Raw genomic sequence first — 19,837 nt, forward strand, 5'->3', positions numbered from 1 at the left:
AAAAACAAAACTCAAAAAACGTGAACAACAATACTTCGTTAATTTGGAACATCGTGCTTTCACTGGCTGTGGCGGTGTTATTCTTTTTACATTTTTCAGGTAAGCCTTCGGGAGATGCAGGTGTAGCAGCAGATGGTGGCGTAGTGGCAGGTCGTAAAACCGTATATGTTCAGGTTGATTCTTTGTTGAAAAACTACGAATTCTTTAAAGACACAAGAAAAGAGCTGGAAAATAAAAACTTCCAACTTGAAAATGAGTTGAATACAAAAGGCCGTTCATTGCAAAATGAAGTTCAGTTTTTTCAACAAAGAGCACAAACAATGACGCCCGAGCAAGCACGTTCCACAGAGGCACAATTGATGAAAAAACAGCAGGATCTGGTTGCTTACCGCGATCAGTCTGCACAGGCTTTGGGCCAGGAAGAGGCTAAGAAAAACGAGGAGCTTTACAAAAACATCCGTTCTTACATTGAGAAATATAACAAAGAGAATGGTTTTGAATATGTTCTGGGTTACTCATTAGGCGGCGGAATTTTGTTTGCTAATCCATCATTGGATGTAACACAAAAAATCCTTGACGGCTTGAACAAAGAATATAAAGGAAGCAATACATCGAAAGCTGATTCTACTAAAAAGAAGTAAGCGATATTGAGGCATAAATGAAAGCAGGCCGCTAAACATTTAGCGGCCTGCTTTTTTATGTCCCTTAGGCTAATTCAAACCCGCCCATTAATAATCGGAATTGACTTCGACCATGCCATTTTGATAAATAGCATTTTCCCTTCGCTATAAATTAAAGGTAATGTCCGCAATTCTAAAAAATCCCCGGCTGATCTGGCTTTTGGTTGCTATTTGTTGTGCAGCAACGTTGTCATTTTTCATATTCGAAGCGGCACTCGACATTCCATTTATTGACGACTACAATGCATTGCTGGATTTCATAATCCAATATCTGAGAACCGATTCAACAGAAGAAAAGATACATTTCATTTTCCGCCAGCACAATGAACATCGGATCGTGTACGCTCGGCTCATCCTTTTGCTCGATTATTATGTGTTTGGATGCACCAATCTCCGTCACCTCATTTTCTTAGGAAGCATAAGCCTGTTTTTGATCACGGTTATCTTTTGCGTTGAAGCTTATAAATACAGTAAAAACACGCTGTCCATTGTCCCGGTGATTCTCTTGTCTCTTCATTTTCAGCATATGGGCAGCTTGCTTTGGGCCACCAGCGCGCTTCAGAACATAGGAGTAACGTCACTTGCCTGCCTGGCCATCTGGCTCCTGACAAGGCATGGCGTTTTCTGGCAATGTATGGGGATCATTTTCGCTTTCATAACAACATTTGCCAGCGGCACCGGACCATTTATATGGGTTGTTCTATTATTGATCGCTTTAATCGGCCGTAATGTGGTCCAATGCGTGGTTATCACTGTGCTGGGGACAGGCTCCATTTTACTCTTTTTTCATTCTTACCGTTTCCCGATCGCCGAAAATACCAGCATTACGGGAAGGCTGGCAGCGATGCCCGAAGTTATCCTGGGAGTAATTGGCGGCACATTTGATATTCATGAAAAAGGCGCCTCACTTATTCCGGTCGTTGCGGGTGTCCTGCTCGTTCTGATATTCACTTTTTGTATTGCAAGAACCGGATTAGCAGCACTTAGAAAAGATCCAGCCTGTCAGTTCCTGCTTGGCGTGTTTCTTTTTGGAATTTTGTCGGCCATTGCCATTAGCCTGGGTCGTGGCTCTTATGTTGAAAACAGGTATAAGGTTATATCAACATTGTGCGTCCTTGCCACCTATAATATGGTGCTCCTGCAATTGTCCCGCAAGCGGCTGAAAATTTGGTTTCATGTCGCCGGTATTGCTTGTTTAGGCTTGTGGTTACTTTTTTTCTGGCGCTACTATCCGGAAATGCTGGAATACGAGTCGGTCAGAACGGCCGATCATTTGTCTTTACTAAATAGCCCGCAAACCACACATTCGCCATTTCAACAGAGAATAAATGCTTTGAAAGAACTGGGCATTAAGTCACCGGACGACGCACTGATCCAGCAAACTTTTATTTCAAGTAATTATAAGAATGACATGGGCCTTCCATCGCTGAAAATTCTCAAAAAGAAGAATAAGTATGCGATAAAATGGCGCGATAGTCTGGGTTTATTCAAGGAATGTTATCTGGTGCTCAAATCAGATCGTAGGAGTTTCGTATTTCCCGTCCGAAAGAAGAGGAATCTGCTTTCCGATTTTTTTCGATCTGGCGGGCAGTTTTACACTGCCGAGAGAGAGGTTTGTATTTCGTATGATTGGATACAAAAAGGGAGATACACCATTTCAGTATATCTCCCTGATCAAACTTGTTTTATTTCCATTCAAGACACCATTGTTATAGAGAAGAATGTAAGGCCGTGGCTTTCTTCTCGATGGTTTAATGATGCTTATGCCCCTTAATGTTACACTGCTGTTGAAGAAAGCTTAGCGCCGATATATTCACGGTTCATCCGCGCAATGTTCTCTTGCCCGATCTCTTTGGGACATTCTGCAGAGCACGCACCGGTGTTCGTACAGTTTCCAAATCCTTCTGCATCCATTTGTGCAACCATTTTCTCTGCACGGATGGTTCTCTCAGCTTGTCCCTGCGGAAGCAATGCCAATTGCGAGATTTTTGCCGATACAAAAAGCATTGCAGATGCGTTCTTACAGGCAGCAACACAAGCGCCGCAAGCGATACACGCTGCTGCTGCAAACGCCTCGTCCGCAGCTACTTTCGGAATAGGAAGGCTATTCGCATCCTGTGCGTTACCCGTGTTTACCGAAACAAAACCTCCCGCAGAGATCACCCTGTCGAAAGCATCACGGTCAACAACAAGGTCCTTGATCACCGGGAACGCCTGAGCTCTCCACGGCTCTACAACGATCGTATCTCCATCACTGAACGAACGCATGTGTAACTGACAGGTCGTAACGCCTTTTAGCGGTCCGTGTGCCCTCCCGTTGATATACATGGAACACATTCCGCAAATGCCTTCGCGGCAATCGTGGTCAAATGCTACCGGCTCTTTGCCCTCCTCGATCAGTTGCTCGTTCAGGACATCAAACATTTCCAGAAAAGACATATCCGGAGAAACGTTGTCCAGACTGTAATTTTCGAAATCTCCTTTTGTATTGCTATTGCTTTGTCTCCAGACTTTAAGCTTAATATGCATGTTACCTGCACTCATTGTTGTAATAGTTAACGGTTAATAATTAACCAATAATATTGAAACAAGCTGATAGCCAGCTGCAAACAGCCAATGGCCGAATGCCGACAGCCAACGGCTATTATTTATAACTTCTTTGGGCAATTTTGATATTCTCATAAATCAGCTCCTCTTTGTGAAGCTCCCATTCCTCCTGCGCTTTATGTTCCCACGCAGACACAAACATGAAGTTTTCATCATCACGTAATGCTTCTCCCTCTTCCGTCTGGTGTTCTTCGCGGAAGTGGCCACCGCATGATTCTGCACGGGTAAGTGCATCGATGCACATTAACTCACCAAGTTCAATAAAATCGGCAACGCGCCCTGCTTTGTCCAGTTCCGGGTTAAACTCGTTCGTGTTGCCCATCACTTTCACATCTCTCCAGAATTCTTTACGAAGTTCCCGTATTTCAATGATCGCTTCTTTCAAACCCTGCTCATTGCGCGCCATTCCGCATTTATCCCACATGATCTTACCCAGGCGGCGATGGAACAATTCAGGAGATGTTTTCCCCTGGATCGACATCAAGGTGTCGATACGATTCTTCACTTCTTTTTCAACCCTTACAAATTCCGGATGATCAGTTGGTATTTTACCTGTGCCAATTTCCTTGGATAGGTAAGACCCGATTGTATAAGGAATTACAAAATATCCGTCAGCAAGTCCCTGCATTAGCGCAGAAGCGCCGAGGCGGTTTGCACCGTGATCAGAGAAATTAGCTTCTCCCAAAGCATACAAGCCTGGTACTGTGGTCATTAAATTATAATCAACCCAAAGTCCTCCCATAGTGTAATGCACCGCAGGATAGATACGCATAGGCACCTCATACGGATCTTCGCCCGTGATTTGCTTATACATATCGAAAAGGTTGCCATATTTTTCTTTTACAACAGCTTTACCCCAAATCGTAATGTCTTCTTTAGAAGCATTTACAATGTTGTTTTTATTGGCTTCTCCTCTTCCATAACGTTCCACCGCAGCGGCGAAGTCAAGGAAAACCGCCAGTTTAGACGATCCCACACCATATCCGGCATCGCATCTTTCTTTGGCAGCACGGGAAGCGATATCACGGGGAACCAGGTTACCGAATGCAGGGTAACGACGTTCCAGGTAGTAATCTCTTTCTTCCTCAGGGATTTCATTCCCCGGACGCGTATCATTTTTTGCTTTCGGCACCCATATCCGGCCGTCATTACGAAGTGATTCGGACATCAAAGTCAGCTTCGACTGGTGCTCGCCCGAAACAGGGATACAGGTCGGGTGAATTTGTGTAAAACAAGGGTTACCAAAATATGCGCCGCGTTTGTGCGCTTTCCATGCAGCGGTGACGTTGCTGCCCATTGCATTGGTCGACAGGTAAAATACGTTTCCATAACCACCTGTACAAAGCAACACTGCATGACCGCCGTGACGTTCTATTTCGCCTGTAATAAGATTTCTCGCAATAATACCGCGGCATTTGCCATCGATATTCACCACATCAAGCATTTCGTGACGGTTGTACATCTTCACCGTTCCCATTCCCACCTGACGCTGCAATCCTGAGTATGCACCCAGCAGCAATTGCTGGCCAGTTTGTCCCGCAGCATAAAAAGTACGCTGCACCTGCGTTCCCCCGAAAGACCGGTTGGAAAGCAAACCACCATATTCACGTGCAAAAGGAACCCCTGCTGCAACACATTGATCTATAATGTTACCGGAAACCTCCGCAAGACGGTGTACATTCCCCTCTCTCGAACGGTAATCACCTCCTTTAATCGTATCGTAGAAAAGACGGTAAATCGAATCCCCATCATTCTGATAATTTTTTGCAGCATTAATCCCTCCCTGGGCGGCAATAGAGTGCGCACGGCGTGGGGAATCCTGAAAACAGAATGCTTTGACCTTATAACCCATTTCAGCAAGCGTTGCAGCAGCCGAAGCGCCTGCAAGACCTGTTCCTACTACAATAATTTCAAGACTACGTTTATTGGCAGGGTTTACAAGCGGAACCGAAGACTTGTATTTACTCCATTTTGTTTCAATCGGCCCCTGTGGTATTTTGGCATCCAGACTAGATGAAGTTGCCATATATTGAATGTTATTTAAATCAAAAAGTTAAATTGAAAACAGCTGCGGCCATTTGCAGCATTTAGTTGACCCATCCCAGATAAATCGAGATCGGCATGAGTGCGAATAGAATTGGGATAACAATTGAAAAAGCCGTTCCCAGGAAATTGATCGCACCATTGTATTTGATGTGATTCAAACCCAATGTCTGGAACGCACTTTTAAAACCATGCAACAAATGCCAGAACAGCGAAATACAACCCAAAACGTAAATTAGTACCACGATCGGGTTCTGGAAAATATCCAGCATCATCTGATACAGATTTAGCTCTTCGCCTGTGGCAAACTGGTTGGAACGGTTAGGAATCCAGAAATGGGAAGTGTGAATAACCAGGAAAATCAGCAACAACGTACCAAGCAACCCCATACTCCTGGAATACCACGTGCTGTTCGCAGATGGATTGTTAACAGCATACTTGATGGGACGAGCCTCTGTATTGTTTTTCCAAAGAATCAAACCATCCGCAATGTGAAGAATAAATCCGGCGACCAACCCGATCTCAAGTGTACGAATAATAGGGTTTGTACCCATAAAATGCCCCCAATGTGTAAAGGTCTCCCCTCCATCATTATAAAAAATCATGGCATTAATTGTGGCATGAATCACCAGAAAGCTTATCAAAAATAATCCGGTAAGAGCCATCAGAAGTTTCTTACCAATGGAGCTCGTTAACGTTTGTGAAAACCACGACATATCAAAAACGAATCGTTTTAGTGCGAAAAAATTAGGTATATTTAGAACCTTTCAAAGGTATGTCACAAACCCATGCAAGGCAAAAAAACCTGTCCATTTTTGTAAAGCGGCTTATTATTTATAATCATTATGAAGAATTAGTTAGTCACAAGAGTGCCAGATGCTGCAGAGCCTGGCAACATTATAAAATTTTACCCCAAACTGACCGCTGTCTGTCAAAAACGTACACATTTTTGGTAGAATTTTTCGTTCACATTTTATAACGGCGATCAATTAAAATACTTGTATGCGTCCTTCTTTACGACTTCTCCCGATCATTGCACTTTTATTCTTGCTATTTTCTGCTTTCAATGCGCATGCAACGCACTTTCGTGCGGGAGAGATTACGGCCAGAAGGATTTCATCCCTTACTTACGAGATCCGTTTATCAGCCTATTTCGACGTTTCGCCGGCTGGCATACAAGCCGCAGAAGCAGCCAACGACATTAATTTTTATTTTGGCAGTGAAGGCCCCAGAAAAGTGGAACGGGTGCGGGCGACCATACGGAACATTGGGAATAACACGACGTTCAACGAGTACGTTACGATATTCACTTTTCCGGCCGCCGGAAGTTACGAGATCTCCGTAGAAATGGATAACCGGAATGCCAAGACACTCAATTTACGGGATGGCATACAAACGGACGGGATCAATTTCTTTGTACATACGACACTGGAAATCAACACGGCCATTGGAACAAACCAGACGCCGGTCCTGTTAAACGCACCCATCGACCTGGCAGCCGTTGGACAGCGATATATTCATAATCCCAATGCATTCGATGCGGATGGGGACAGCTTGTCTTTCAAGCTTTTTACGCCTCAAAGTGGTGACGGCAGAGGAAATGGTCTGAATATCCCCTACAAAGATCCTAATATGGTGACTCCTCCGGGCAGCACCGAAGCCGGCGCAACGCCTGCTACATTTAGCATTAATGCGATTACGGGAGATTTGATCTGGGATGCGCCTGTAACCAAAGGCCAGTATAATGTTGCATTCGTGGTGGAAGAATGGCGCGATGGTGTGCGGATCGGTCAGATTGTGCGTGATATGCAGATCCTGGTGGAAGATGCCCGCAACGCAAGGCCGACGATTGATCCCCTGGACCCCCTTTGCGTAGAAGCAGGGACGCGCATAAATCAGCAGATTAAAGCCGTTGACAAAGATGGAAATCCGCTGGTTCTTACGAGTACAGGGGGTGTTTATCAAAGTTCGCTCATTAAACCCGCATTGGCTACTTTCACTGTTCCTTCACAGGCAACGGGCCAGGTTACCGGACAGTTTGTATGGCAAACCGGCTGTGACCATATCCGTCTGGAACCCTATGATGTGCTTTTCAAAATCGAAGACGCGCCTTCGCCCGGCACCAATCCAAACCTTTTCAGAAAGCTGACGGACATGACCACGCTTAGCATTAAGGTTTACGGCCCTAAACCGCTTGGATTAAGGGCCGTGGCGGCTACGGACCCGGCGGGGACGGCTTACCGGCTCAACTGGACTGCCTATAAATGTCCGGTTCCTGGCGCAAGAATGGTCATTTACCGGAGAGAAGGCTGTGCTGACATTCCTGAGGATGTTTGCTTGACGGGCATTCCGGCTGGTTCTGGTTATGAAGAAATTGGAAGAGTTGCTATTGATCAAACTACATATTTAGACAATAACAACGGCGACGGACTCCGTGCAGGCATTTCGTACAGTTATCGCATTGTTGTTGAATTCCCTCGTCCCGGCACAAATGTGAATGAGCCGGGAAGCCTGATCGGTGGTGGCGAAAGTATCGCTTCTGACGAGTTCTGCCTGAACCTGCCTATGTTAGCGCCGGTTATTACCAATGTTACTGTTGATTCAACCAGCGAAACAAGAGGGGTTATTACTGTGAAATGGACAAAACCTGCTGCTTCATCCGGACTTCCTGCACAATATCGCCTCTTCAGGGCAGTGGGACAGAATGGAACGGCTTTCACACAGATCGCTACCATTAATACAAACCTTACCCCAGGCGCCGCTGACACTATTTTTATAGACCGCGGCCTCAACACACTGGTTAACCCATATAATTACAAGCTCGAATATTACGCAACGCAGGGCGGGCAGCTCGTTAAAATGGACGACATTAAAACAGCCAGCTCGGTAAGGTTGGAACAAGGTGCCGCAGAACCCAACCGCATCCGCCTAAACTGGTCGGCGCTGGTGCCCTGGGACAACGGCAACCGCACCCACAGGGTTTACCGTGAAGACAAAACAAGGCCCGGAACATTCAACCGCATTGCAGATGTGCCCGTGCAAGGCACGCAATCCTTTTTCTATCTCGATGATGGATCTGATAAATATGCAGCTGACGGAACAGTGAACACGACCATTGTCAGCGATTCAACTTATTGTTACAAAGTAGAAACGGTGGGCTCCTACAACAACAGCCAGATCAAGCCATCCATACTTTACAACTTCTCACAGATCTTATGTGTTTCGTCCTCTGACACAACCAAGCCTTGCCCGCCTGTGCTGGCCATTGATCAGCTCAATTGTGATTCGTTGCGTGCTCATCCCGAAGCTTTCTGCGGACCAACCGGTTTGACCAATCATCTTTCATGGACTTACCCGCAATCTGTTGATGGAAAAGAATGCGACCCCAATGTTTCAGCTTACCGCATTTACTATGCCCGTTACGAAGGCGATACGCCCGCTTTGATCGCTACCATCACCACGCCGCCATCGCCTTTGGCCACCACATTCAACCACGAAGGGCTTACTACTTTTGCAGGTTGTTACTATGTGACGGCAGTGAACCGGTTCGGGGCTGAGAGCGCGCCAAGCAACATTGTATGCAAGGACAATTGCCCCATGTATGTTTTGCCCAATGTATTTACCCCAAATGCAGATGGTAAAAACGACGTGTTCCAGCCTTACGAATGCCCTGCTTTTGTGCAGTCGCTCGAATTCAAAGCATTCAACAGATGGGGCGCCCAGGTGTTCAAAACCAATGATGTTAACATCAACTGGAACGGTAAAACCAATGCCGGAAAGGACCTGGCAGCAGGACAATATTATTATGAAGTAACCATCTTCTTTGAATCTTCCAAAAGAGAAAGCACCCCTACCACAATGAAAGGCTGGGTGCAGATCATCAGATAAGCCAAATCCCGTATAACCTTGCAGCGTATTGCCATAGCACTTGTTTATGGCAATACATATATGAATTATAAACTTGTTTTGTAAGTTTACGATAGCACCTATTATATTACCTTCACGGGTACACAGTTTTATTTAAATTTTCGTTGAATTAATAGTTTGGCAGATGCATTTTCTGCCCTGACCTCTATCTAAAAAAGCTCGACTCTTATATATTTATGCGATCTGCTTTACCGTTATTATTATTTTCCTTTCTTCTGACATTGCTGGGCACTGGCTTTGATGCTATGGCAACGCACATTCGTGCGGGTGAGATTACGGCAAAACGGGTTTCCGCAACCTCCCTCACTTACGAAATCAGGCTGACTGCATATTTCGACATGCAAAATGGGGAAGGCGCTGCGAACGCACAGAATTTCGTGCAGTTTTATGTGGGCAGTAACGGCCCTATTGAAGCCCCCAGGATTTTACCGATTATCAACATTGGCAACAACACAACACAGAACGTCTACATTGTCAGGTACACTTTCCCTTCTGCCGGTAAGTTCAGGATATCATTTGAAGAAGATAATAGGAACAACGGGATCCTGAACATTGGGCCGCCTCCGACACAAAATCTTAACTTTTATGTAAGCACCATTCTGGAAATCAACGCCAGTTTCGGCTTGAACCAGACTCCCGTGCTCCTGAACGCCCCTATCGACCTTGCAGCCATTGGGCAACGCTACATTCACAACCCAAATGCATTTGATGCAGATGGCGACAGTCTTGCATATCGCTTGTATACGCCGCAACGGGGAACTTCAAATGGTGCAGGTGTTAATTTACAATATGTTAACCCCAACCAAATCAATGCTCCGGGAAAGACTGAAACCGGTGCATCGCCAGCCACTTTTGGCATGAACCGCCTCACGGGTGATTTAACCTGGGATTCGCCTACAACCAAAGGATATTATAATGTTGCTTTCGTGGTTGAAGAATGGCGGGATGGCGTGCTTATCGGCGAAATTGTGCGGGATATGCAGATTATTGTTGAAGACGCCAACAATGCCAGGCCGCTCATTGAACCGCTCCCGGATATTTGCGTAGAAGCCGGAACACTCATTAATCAGCAAATTAAGGCCACGGACAAAAACGGAGATAAGCTTAACCTGACTTCTACGGGCGGTGTGTACGAGCGAACACTGGTCAGTCCCGAATTGGGCCGGTTCACCATTCCGCAGCAAACCGGAATTGGCACGATCACTGGCCAATTCACATGGCAAACGTCTTGTAACCACGTTCGTCTGGAGCCTTATGATGTGTTATTCAAAGTTGAAGATGCCCCCGGCACGAACACCAATCCCAATCTTTTCCGCAAGCTCGTGGATATGACCACGCTTAGCATCAAGGTTTACGGCCCCAAACCGCTTGGATTAAGGGCCGTGGCGGCTACGGACCCGGCGGGGACGGCTTACCGCCTCAACTGGACTGCCTATAAATGTCCGGTTCCTGGCGCAAGGATGGTCATTTACAGGAGAGAAGGCTGTGCTGACATTCCTGAGGATGTTTGCTTGACGGGCATTCCGGCCGGTTCTGGTTATGAAGAAATTGGAAGAGTTGCTATTGATCAAACTACATATTTAGACAATAACAACGGCGACGGACTCCGTGCAGGCATTTCGTACAGTTATCGCATTGTTGTTGAATTCCCTCGTCCCGGCACAAATGTGAATGAGCCGGGAAGCCTGATCGGTGGTGGCGAAAGTATCGCTTCTGACGAGTTCTGCCTGAACCTGCCTATGTTAGCGCCGGTTATTACCAATGTTACTGTTGATTCAACCAGCGAAACAAGAGGGGTTATTACTGTGAAATGGACAAAACCTGCTGCTTCATCCGGACTTCCTGCACAATATCGCCTCTTCAGGGCAGTGGGACAGAATGGAACGGCTTTCACACAGATCGCTACCATTAATACAAACCTTACCCCAGGCGCCGCTGACACTATTTTTATAGACCGCGGCCTCAACACACTGGTTAACCCATATAATTACAAGCTCGAATATTACGCAACGCAGGGCGGGCAGCTCGTTAAAATGGACGACATTAAAACAGCCAGCTCGGTAAGGTTGGAACAAGGTGCCGCAGAACCCAACCGCATCCGCCTAAACTGGTCGGCGCTGGTGCCCTGGGACAACGGCAACCGCACCCACAGGGTTTACCGTGAAGACAAAACAAGGCCCGGAACATTCAACCGCATTGCAGATGTGCCCGTGCAAGGCACGCAATCCTTTTTCTATCTCGATGATGGATCTGATAAATATGCAGCTGACGGAACAGTGAACACGACCATTGTCAGCGATTCAACTTATTGTTACAAAGTAGAAACGGTGGGCTCCTACAACAACAGCCAGATCAAGCCATCCATACTTTACAACTTCTCACAGATCTTATGTGTTTCGTCCTCTGACACAACCAAGCCTTGCCCGCCTGTGCTGGCCATTGATCAGCTCAATTGTGATTCGTTGCGTGCTCATCCCGAAGCTTTCTGCGGACCAACCGGTTTGACCAATCATCTTTCATGGACTTACCCGCAATCTGTTGATGGAAAAGAATGCGACCCCAATGTTTCAGCTTACCGCATTTACTATGCCCGTTACGAAGGCGATACGCCCGCTTTGATCGCTACCATCACCACGCCGCCATCGCCTTTGGCCACCACATTCAACCACGAAGGGCTTACTACTTTTGCAGGTTGTTACTATGTGACGGCAGTGAACCGGTTCGGGGCTGAGAGCGCGCCAAGCAACATTGTATGCAAGGACAATTGCCCCATGTATGTTTTGCCCAATGTATTTACCCCAAATGCAGATGGTAAAAACGACGTGTTCCAGCCTTACGAATGCCCTGCTTTTGTGCAGTCGCTCGAATTCAAAGCATTCAACAGATGGGGCGCCCAGGTGTTCAAAACCAATGATGTTAACATCAACTGGAACGGTAAAACCAATGCCGGAAAGGACCTGGCAGCAGGACAATATTATTATGAAGTAACAATCTTCTTTGAATCTTCCAAAAGAGAAAGCACCCCTACCACAATGAAAGGCTGGGTGCAGATCATCAGATAAGCACGCCTTTTTTCTTTGACATCGAAGTATTTCCTTTGTAGCCCGGTCGGAATGACCGGGCTTTTTTATTCAAATCCCCAAACGAAAACGATCATTATGAAAAGTGCATACATCTTTCCCGGACAAGGTTCTCAGTTCAAAGGAATGGGACTTGATCTTTATCAGTCCTCAGATTCTGCAAAAACGCTTTTTGATCAGGCCAACAGCATCCTTGGTTTTGATATAACCAAAATAATGTTCGAAGGCACTGACGAGGAACTGAAACAGACGAATGTAACTCAGCCCGCTATTTTCATACACTCAGTCATACTCGCAAAAATCAGCGCCGATTTTGACCCGAATATGGTCGCGGGCCATTCCCTGGGCGAATTTTCTGCACTGGTGGCTGCGGGCACCCTATCATTCGAAGACGGATTGAAACTTGTAGCAAAACGCGCGGATGCTATGCAGAAAGCCTGTGAGATCCGCCCTTCGACGATGGCCGCAATCCTGGGACTGGCTGATAACATCATTGAAGAAGTTTGCGCGGGCATTACAGACGAAATCGTGGTTCCTGCGAATTATAACTGTCCCGGCCAAGTCGTAATATCAGGCACAATTGAAGGCGTTGAAAAAGCTTGTGAGCTTTTGAAAGCTGCCGGAGCAAAAAGAGCGTTGATTTTGCCCGTCGGCGGCGCATTTCACTCGCCTTTGATGGAACCGGCTAAGGAAGAACTGGCAGCGGCAATCCACGCGGCAGAATTTCAGCCACCGATTTGCGCTGTTTATCAAAATGTAAATGCCAAACCAGCAACCGAAGTAAATGTGATCAAAGAAAACCTGATTTCGCAATTGACAGCACCCGTAAGGTGGACGCAATCCATTGAGCAGATGGTCAATGACGGCGCAGAAACCTTTATTGAGTGCGGTCCCGGAAAAGTGCTCCAAGGGTTAGTGAAGAAAATCGCTTCCAACGTTGAAATAAAAAGCATTTAATTTTTTTCTATAAAAACTTGACATCCTGAATTAGCCGCATTACTTTTGCACCACTGTTTACGGTTTTGGCCGATGGTGTAATGGTAACACAGGACATTTTGGTTGTCTTATTCAGGGTTCGAGTCCTTGTCGGCCAACAGTTTTAGAGTTAAACCGCTGTAAGTTAACCCCTTACAGCGGTTTTTATTTTTAGGGGTCGAGATAGGGGACGAACTTGCTATATTAAGGTTACTTTATATTCCTCTCATTTGTCAATATTATCTCAGAAAGTAAGTTGATGAAAAGCAGGTTTACTTTCGTCAGCGGGCGCCATTCCTCGGTTTAGTTCCGTAGTTAAAACGTTCACACTGTCATCTCACTACCGTTAAGTAACGATTTGTATAACTATTTTAACTTTTAAGTAGTATACTGTGCTACAACGCTTTTTGCCATAAACGTATCCTGCCTAATGGTTAATTTTAATAATATCAGCATTCGTCGACTTATAATGCATACGGTTCTGCCCAAACCAAAGAATATAAGAGATGCAAGTGCGTCGGTAGTCGCCAGACAAGTCCTTAGCAACATCGACTCCAATGTTGAACAGATTATTAAGGATCGACTAATCGAATCATCGGGGAGACGTGGCAAAGCGTTCAAGCTTCAAATACAGCAAGAAGGCGCCGGATCCTTTGTCGACCTTTGTCAAGAACTAAAAAAGTTAGATGATCCCGAATTTATTGTACAGTCTGTAAAAATTGCTCAGCTGCTAGCAGATGCTCAGACAAGCACTCAATATCCTGGTGGATTTCTTTTAATCATTGAAGCGGTAAACGACAATTCCGGGCTGTTTCTTTATTTAGTAATCAAGGCTGAACCTCATCAGGCGCTAGTCTCAAGGGTAAATCAAATTGAAATATTAAATGAAATTTTTTTAAGCCCATCTCAGAAGCTGTTTAAGATTGGTATTATTGAGGAAAGAACGCCAGAAGCAACTCATATGAATCAGCGATTTGACTGCTTTTTATTTGATGACCAATTTAACAGCGATGGCCTTCCAGCCGCATATTTCTACAACGACTTCCTTGGTTTCTCAATTCAGGCCAACAGCGAGCTTCAATCTTTAAGGTTTTACCGTATAACAGAAGACTTTATAACCAATGCCCCGGATATTTCATCAGATGGTAAGGGACCGGTCTTAGATGCGCTTAAACAACAATTCACAGCTAATAAGAATCAATCTGTTGACCCCTCTGCTTTTGGTAGAACATATTTTAAAGAAGAGAAAGTCCTCGGTCGGTATTTAGAAGCAATATCTTCACTGCCAAGTATCTTTGTGAAAAATACAACTCTAATTGATAGCAGGCTTAAGACAAAAAAAATCGACTTCCCATCTAAAATAAAAATTGCTGGCCCAGATGCGCACTTCGATGACAAAGTGAAAATCATCGACAGTCAAGAAGAGTTAAATAATTTGATCGCCAAAAGCCAAGAGTACACTATTGTTGTTATTCATGGACATCCATTCGAAAATGAATAGTCTGCTATCACTTTCAGATCAGGAACAGAAAAACCTTGCCGAGTTTGAGGAGGTTCGCCAGATTTTGACTGAGTGGGGCGATTTCGTGGATAAGCGTCTGCATGAGCTCACGCAATTATTAGATGATAGTACCAGAATCAAGCTTCCACCGAAAAGCAGAATAAAAACTAATTATTCTTATATACGAAAAGCGATTTACCGTGACAAAACGTATGAAAACCCGATAGTAGATATTGAAGATAAAATTGCTACAAGGGTTGTTTTAATGACAAGCAAAGATGTTCATGAATTCAAGCGGCTTGTAGAAAATGATAATAACTGGAACTATAAAGTTTCTCGCGACTATAACGAGGAGATCCTCAACAAACCAGCTGAATTTGCATACCAATCTGTACACATCGTCGTTTCTCCATTGACAAGCTATCCAATTGATCAAATACACCTTCAGAAAGTAACATGTGAAATCCAAATAAGGTCGTATCTTCAACATGCTTTTTCAGAAGTTAGTCACGACACTACTTATAAAGGCCCATTTAAGAATGATAAGAAAATTCTAAGGCTATTGTCTACCTCAATGGCCTTTATGGAGGCAACGGATGACTATTTTTGTAAAATATTTGATCTAATGCTGGACACTCAAAGGAAGCATACTCTATTTCTAGCCGAGCTTACAAAGATGTATGCAGGATTGAGAAATGGCTTTGATCCAGAAAGCACTGATGTTGAAATTGCTGATAACGTATTATCGCTATTGAATGCCGAGGATGTGAGCATTGACGATCTTCACGATTTTCTGAAAAAGAAGGGTGAGGAGATCACTGAAACCATTCTACCGAAAAATGGAATTCTTTTTCAACAGCCTGTGATAATTTTGATAGCATACTTCCTATACAACTTGGAAGGGTCACTGAGAGATCATTGGCCACTTTCAAATGATGCCTTGAATGGTGTTTACCGTTCTTTTGGTATATCAACTAACTCAATGAGATTTACCAATTAAAAATTTGTGTATGCCTGCGCATGCGAGTCAAATTTCATTGTCGTCCTAATAGAACGTTCACTCTTTGGATCTCTGACAAGTTCTGATCCCCCTGCTCAGAGATAAGTAGATTCTCTTCACGGTGCTCATTTCGGATATAAATATTATTATTAATAATATCAGTGGAAAGGCGATAAGATGACACTTTCAATGGGCTTTGCTTACCTGCAAAGTATAACTGGAATCTAATTGCGTTTCCCGACCCCCTCATCTGAGAGTATGGTAAGTGTAGAAAGACTGTCCGAACAAAAGGTTCATTGTAATATAGAATCTCCCTTGCTAAGGAGCAACGAAGTCCTCCACCATTGAGTATCAGCTCTGTTGCTGATGATACTTCTCTGTCGGGGAACATTCCAGGATCAGCGATAAGCCTAAATCCCAAATCATATTCGTTTTGCAGCTTTGATAAGTTAAAAATCATAATAGTAATTTCTAACATTGGGTCTGAATCCCCGTAAGGCTGTCGAGTATCAAACTTTAAATACCCCTCCAAGTTTGGATAAGTCACCCGACGGAACAGTGCCTCAATATAATGATGTGGTGCAGCTCTCGTCTGCCCGTCAATACGCATAAAATATGTATTCCTATATTGATGAGGAGAATAAGGGCTTTGCTCGACATCGAAAAGATAAACATATCCAGTCGGCCCTTGCAATTCAATCATTTGAATTCGATGGGGCGTTGGCGTTATTAAATCGCTTATCCTATTTTGAAATCGATCCTTTCCAATCGATTCTGGAAGCGGTGTCAAATCTCCAAAAAATTTATCACCAGCTCCTGATTCCGATTGACTTGGAGCCCCCCATATAATGATTCCCCCAGATGAATTTAGCATTGCGCAGAGGGTTCTTATAATACCATCTTCACGTTCAGTAGGACTGTTTTTACCTAATGACACATAAGCCTTGAATTCAATTTTGTCAGATTCAGGCTGTGGCGTTTGAAAATAATTTGCTATGTCATCGTACACAAGTTTATTGGGTTCTTTTCCGAAAAATGCAGATGAATAGCTCATGATTGCTTATGATTGTTAAAATATTGAGTTAGCATTTTTTTCTGCCAGTACCTATTGAACAGCTGTTCTTTTTCACGCAATTGATCAATTTGAGTGAACATTATAACTTGTTTAGTCGGGATATGGTTACCAATGACCGCCCACAATATTTAACCCGTTTTAGTTGGTCCAATCCTCTTAGACCGCCCATATTCGATCACTGCTTCTATCCGTCTATTAACACTCGACGCACTGGCGTACATCTCGCTGGTTCCGATAACCCGGCCTTTGAAGGCTTTCAGTACAAAGTAATGCTGGCCGTTAATCGCCCGCTTCCCTTCATATCGGCTTAACAGGTGAGAGTTCGCACCCACGGAAGTAATTCCTATTATGCAAGAGTTCTTTTGCTCATACCCCTCACTTATTAAAATCACTTCACCATCACCAGCTAACAGATTGAACTGGTAGTCACCGTGCTGCGCTTTTCGATTATGAATTTGCCCATGGACGATATTTCAAACACTGAACTGTTTATTCCGCGCCTGGATTCCAGGATATGTTAATCCTGTTTCTATAGGCCGAATATCTTCATTTGAATAGTGGTTTTTAACAAACCCTATTCGTTCTAAATGAATCAATAACGGCGTAATTCGTACTTGATCCGGCAACGGTAGATTCATCACATTGATGTCATTCACGTTTTCGAATAATTTCAAACCTTCGATTGTTTTGTCCATTTTGTAATTTGTTAGCTTGGTTCAATCTTTCAGCCCGAAGTCCGCTTTAACTTTTACACTCACTCCTGTCAACGTACGTTTTGTTGCCATTTGAATTAATATAATAGCACCCACCTTTGGAGCTCGTATGCAACTGGTTTCCGCTATGAGTACGACAGGGACTACTCCTGACGAGTTCGATGAGTCGGAAGAGCAGGAATAAGGGCAAAAAGGAAAAGTGCAACCAGGGTAGCGTAAATGTGTTTTTTCATATTTTGAAAAAGGGATGTATTTGGTTCAAATCTTGAAGTCCGAGCCGCTTGGAGGTTAATTAGCTGATAACATCCCAACCATGTTCACATTTTTTACATTTATAAAAGCGGTGGTAAACCTTTTTCGAATAAGTATATGGCTCATCGACTTCAACATATCCTCCCGAGCCCCCCTGAACATCCTTCCTTACCGTCCTTGTGCCCTGATAGGTATTAGTACCTGCATAAACTGATTTAAGCTTAACTCTACTCCACCTCTGGTTACATTTAGGACACGATCTCTTTCCCCCAAGTAGAAAATAAATTGCAAATACTGCTATTGCTAGTCCTAACAGACTCAGCATTACATTCTTCCTAAATTCCGCGGCCTCGATTGGTTTTCGATACAGCACTCCTTCATAGCCAGAAACTAAGTTATCTTTGGCATTGTCATTGAACGTTTCTCGAGAGAAGTCTGATCGATTTAACCTTTTGCCTAATTCATTTTCAGGTATATACAATTCATATACGCCCGATTTAGGACCTTCTAAATTATCTACAAGTGCCATACCCCAGTCGCCACTATAACCGTTGTATGACCCAGTGTAAAAAGAAGTGACACTAATGACTTCGTCTTGTCCAATTAAAACTTCTTTCCCTAATTGATCAAAAACCTTTGCGCCTTTCCTCAACTCGAAATATCCAGTCTGCTTTGATGAAGGCCGAAAACCCGGATCTGCCCAAGGACCAAGAAGTACTTGTGCTGATAAATTAGTGGCAAGAAATAATAAACAACAGAGTAAAAAGTATCTCATTTCTATAGTATGAATTGTGAATAGTGTTATTTAAATTCTGGTTATCGGAAATCTAAGAATAGATTTTGCAATAACTACGGCAGCCATGGCCCCAACTAACGGGACCAAAATAGCCATGCAGCCAACTGTAGTTTTGTTGTATACCTTATTGTAGGCAGCTTTCTTAGGATTGGTCAGCCATCCAATACCTTTGGGAGCCTTTAACCCTAAGCTATGGCGAACCATTCGCTTGACTGAGATCCTTGCCCCAATCCGTTTGCTTAAAGAAGGCTTTCTGAATCCAAATTTCATAGTTGGGTGCTATCTATCTCTTGTTAAATAAGCAGTTACTTTCTTCTGTACGAAGAACTCGAAGAAGATTTACGATATGTCGATCCACTTGAAGGACGAGATGTTCCACTTTTAAGATAAGTTTTGTTACCGTTAGAATTAATATAATAGCGCCCTCCTCTAGGCCCGGTATGAATTGTTGCTCCGGTAGACGGCGTGTTGCCATATGAAGTTGACGACTTTGATGTTGAGTATGTGGAGGCTGGATAAAGATCGTCACCAACTGAATTTTTAGTGGCATATTCAGGTCCGAAGTTGGAGGCCAGGTAATTTTTTTTAGTGATTCGTTTCCTTGACAATACCTTGGTTTTGTACGATACCCCAGTCGCCCAAACCTTTTGGGAGTGGTGCACAACTTGCATGGCGTTGTCTAGTTCCTCAGATTTCTCTGTATAGACGATTAGTGTGTCGCCGGGTGGAATTGTCCCGATACTTTTTGTCATGACGCCGCCGTCGCCGTATAGTGGCATCTTTTCAACTACGATCAGATTATATTGAGTAACGGAGCAGCTTGACAAAAATAAGATGAGAATAAATAGTAGATATTTAATCATAAGCTTCGTTTGAGGTTAGTTGTAAGCGTCAATTAATCCGTCATTATTATTGTCGTAAGCAGAACGGCGTACATCCACTCCAGCGCCATTGCCAATGAACGCCTTGTCCGCAGTTAAAGAGATTCGCTTGCCCTGGTTTACCTCTTAGATATTTCAACATGTCAAACGACATCCCGTCCATACATCACCGCTAGCTAGTTTCTCGTAATCCTATTTTGACCATTCAGGATGCTTCTTCCAAATCTTGCCGACAACAGTTTTATAAAATCCTTTGTTCTCCTCTTCAATGCGCTTTTCCTCGACTTCAAATTGGATTAGCCTTTTG

Annotated in this window: 14 protein-coding genes and 1 tRNA gene; 8 read left to right on the top strand and 7 right to left on the bottom strand. The window is 44.1% G+C overall.

Annotated elements, in window-relative coordinates; genetic code table 11:
- The first annotated feature begins 20 nt into the window (after positions 1-20).
- Together NFI81_RS18615 and NFI81_RS18620 are read left to right on the top strand one after the other, a co-directional pair.
- On the top strand, positions 21-641 hold the full coding sequence (locus NFI81_RS18615; RefSeq protein ID WP_234610979.1) for an OmpH/Skp family outer membrane protein: 621 nt from the start codon (positions 21-23) through the stop codon (positions 639-641).
- A 160-nt stretch (positions 642-801) separates the two neighbouring features.
- Positions 802-2,454: a hypothetical protein gene (locus NFI81_RS18620; protein WP_234610978.1), complete on the top strand. Its 1,653-nt coding sequence runs from the start codon at positions 802-804 to the stop codon at positions 2,452-2,454.
- Between the two features lie 2 nt (positions 2,455-2,456).
- On the opposite strand, the gene NFI81_RS18625 is transcribed toward NFI81_RS18620, so the two are convergent.
- From NFI81_RS18625 to NFI81_RS18635, 3 genes are all read right to left on the bottom strand, one after another.
- A complete protein-coding gene (locus NFI81_RS18625) occupies positions 2,457-3,209 on the bottom strand; it encodes a succinate dehydrogenase/fumarate reductase iron-sulfur subunit (RefSeq protein WP_234611596.1) in 753 nt (250 codons plus the stop codon).
- Positions 3,210-3,324: 115 nt separating this feature from the next.
- The gene (locus tag NFI81_RS18630; RefSeq protein WP_234610977.1) at positions 3,325-5,313 is read right to left on the bottom strand and encodes a fumarate reductase/succinate dehydrogenase flavoprotein subunit; all 1,989 of its coding nucleotides are present in this window, start codon (positions 5,311-5,313) and stop codon (positions 3,325-3,327) included.
- Between the two features lie 61 nt (positions 5,314-5,374).
- Positions 5,375-6,046, bottom strand: coding sequence for a succinate dehydrogenase cytochrome b subunit (locus tag NFI81_RS18635; RefSeq protein WP_234610976.1), 672 nt, complete (start codon positions 6,044-6,046; stop codon positions 5,375-5,377).
- Between the two features lie 286 nt (positions 6,047-6,332).
- Between NFI81_RS18635 and NFI81_RS18640 the strand changes: the two genes are divergently transcribed.
- The 6 genes from NFI81_RS18640 (at position 6,333) to NFI81_RS18665 (ending at position 15,813) form a co-directional block, all read left to right on the top strand.
- Complete coding sequence (locus NFI81_RS18640) at positions 6,333-9,218, top strand: T9SS type B sorting domain-containing protein (RefSeq protein WP_234610975.1); 2,886 nt, start codon at positions 6,333-6,335, stop codon at positions 9,216-9,218.
- 215 nt (positions 9,219-9,433) lie between these two features.
- Positions 9,434-12,319, top strand: coding sequence for a T9SS type B sorting domain-containing protein (locus NFI81_RS18645; protein WP_252176013.1), 2,886 nt, complete (start codon positions 9,434-9,436; stop codon positions 12,317-12,319).
- Positions 12,320-12,415: 96 nt separating this feature from the next.
- Positions 12,416-13,294 (top strand): ACP S-malonyltransferase, encoded by an 879-nt coding sequence (gene fabD, locus NFI81_RS18650; protein ID WP_234616398.1) that lies wholly within the window; start codon positions 12,416-12,418, stop codon positions 13,292-13,294.
- Positions 13,295-13,360: 66 nt separating this feature from the next.
- Positions 13,361-13,431, top strand: a tRNA-Gln gene (locus tag NFI81_RS18655).
- 350 nt (positions 13,432-13,781) lie between these two features.
- Entirely contained in the window at positions 13,782-14,813 is a 1,032-nt protein-coding gene (locus NFI81_RS18660; protein WP_234616397.1) for a nucleoid-associated protein, read from the top strand.
- The gene (locus tag NFI81_RS18665) at positions 14,806-15,813 is read left to right on the top strand and encodes a GTP pyrophosphokinase (RefSeq protein WP_234616396.1); all 1,008 of its coding nucleotides are present in this window, start codon (positions 14,806-14,808) and stop codon (positions 15,811-15,813) included. Before NFI81_RS18660 ends, NFI81_RS18665 begins: the two co-directional genes overlap by 8 nt.
- Positions 15,814-15,847: 34 nt before the next feature.
- Here NFI81_RS18665 and NFI81_RS18670 read toward each other — a convergent pair whose 3' ends face one another.
- The 4 genes from NFI81_RS18670 to NFI81_RS18685 all read right to left on the bottom strand — a co-directional run bounded on the left by NFI81_RS18670 (position 15,848) and on the right by NFI81_RS18685 (position 18,628).
- Positions 15,848-16,867, bottom strand: a complete 1,020-nt coding sequence (locus tag NFI81_RS18670) for an ATP-binding protein (protein ID WP_234616395.1) — start codon at positions 16,865-16,867, stop codon at positions 15,848-15,850.
- Positions 16,868-17,016: 149 nt separating this feature from the next.
- Positions 17,017-17,280 (bottom strand): YegP family protein, encoded by a 264-nt coding sequence (locus tag NFI81_RS18675; protein ID WP_234616394.1) that lies wholly within the window; start codon positions 17,278-17,280, stop codon positions 17,017-17,019.
- 81 nt (positions 17,281-17,361) lie between these two features.
- Positions 17,362-17,583 (bottom strand): hypothetical protein, encoded by a 222-nt coding sequence (locus NFI81_RS18680; protein WP_234616393.1) that lies wholly within the window; start codon positions 17,581-17,583, stop codon positions 17,362-17,364.
- A gap of 310 nt (positions 17,584-17,893) precedes the next feature.
- Positions 17,894-18,628, bottom strand: a complete 735-nt coding sequence (locus NFI81_RS18685) for a zinc ribbon domain-containing protein (protein WP_234616392.1) — start codon at positions 18,626-18,628, stop codon at positions 17,894-17,896.
- Positions 18,629-19,837: the final 1,209 nt, after the last annotated feature.

This window comes from Dyadobacter fanqingshengii (genome assembly GCF_023822005.2).
Taxonomy (GTDB): Bacteria; Bacteroidota; Bacteroidia; order Cytophagales; family Spirosomataceae; genus Dyadobacter; species Dyadobacter fanqingshengii.

Coding starts and splice junctions, on each gene's coding strand:
- fabD (WP_234616398.1), top strand. CDS start 12,416: ATGAAAAGTGCATACATCTTTCCCGGACAAGGTTCTCAGTTCAAAGGA.
- NFI81_RS18645 (WP_252176013.1), top strand. CDS start 9,434: ATGCGATCTGCTTTACCGTTATTATTATTTTCCTTTCTTCTGACATTG.
- NFI81_RS18685 (WP_234616392.1), bottom strand. CDS start 18,628: ATGAGATACTTTTTACTCTGTTGTTTATTATTTCTTGCCACTAATTTA.
- NFI81_RS18625 (WP_234611596.1), bottom strand. CDS start 3,209: ATGCATATTAAGCTTAAAGTCTGGAGACAAAGCAATAGCAATACAAAA.
- NFI81_RS18635 (WP_234610976.1), bottom strand. CDS start 6,046: ATGTCGTGGTTTTCACAAACGTTAACGAGCTCCATTGGTAAGAAACTT.
- NFI81_RS18640 (WP_234610975.1), top strand. CDS start 6,333: ATGCGTCCTTCTTTACGACTTCTCCCGATCATTGCACTTTTATTCTTG.
- NFI81_RS18660 (WP_234616397.1), top strand. CDS start 13,782: ATGCATACGGTTCTGCCCAAACCAAAGAATATAAGAGATGCAAGTGCG.
- NFI81_RS18620 (WP_234610978.1), top strand. CDS start 802: ATGTCCGCAATTCTAAAAAATCCCCGGCTGATCTGGCTTTTGGTTGCT.
- NFI81_RS18680 (WP_234616393.1), bottom strand. CDS start 17,583: ATGGACAAAACAATCGAAGGTTTGAAATTATTCGAAAACGTGAATGAC.
- NFI81_RS18665 (WP_234616396.1), top strand. CDS start 14,806: ATGAATAGTCTGCTATCACTTTCAGATCAGGAACAGAAAAACCTTGCC.
- NFI81_RS18630 (WP_234610977.1), bottom strand. CDS start 5,313: ATGGCAACTTCATCTAGTCTGGATGCCAAAATACCACAGGGGCCGATT.
- NFI81_RS18670 (WP_234616395.1), bottom strand. CDS start 16,867: ATGAGCTATTCATCTGCATTTTTCGGAAAAGAACCCAATAAACTTGTG.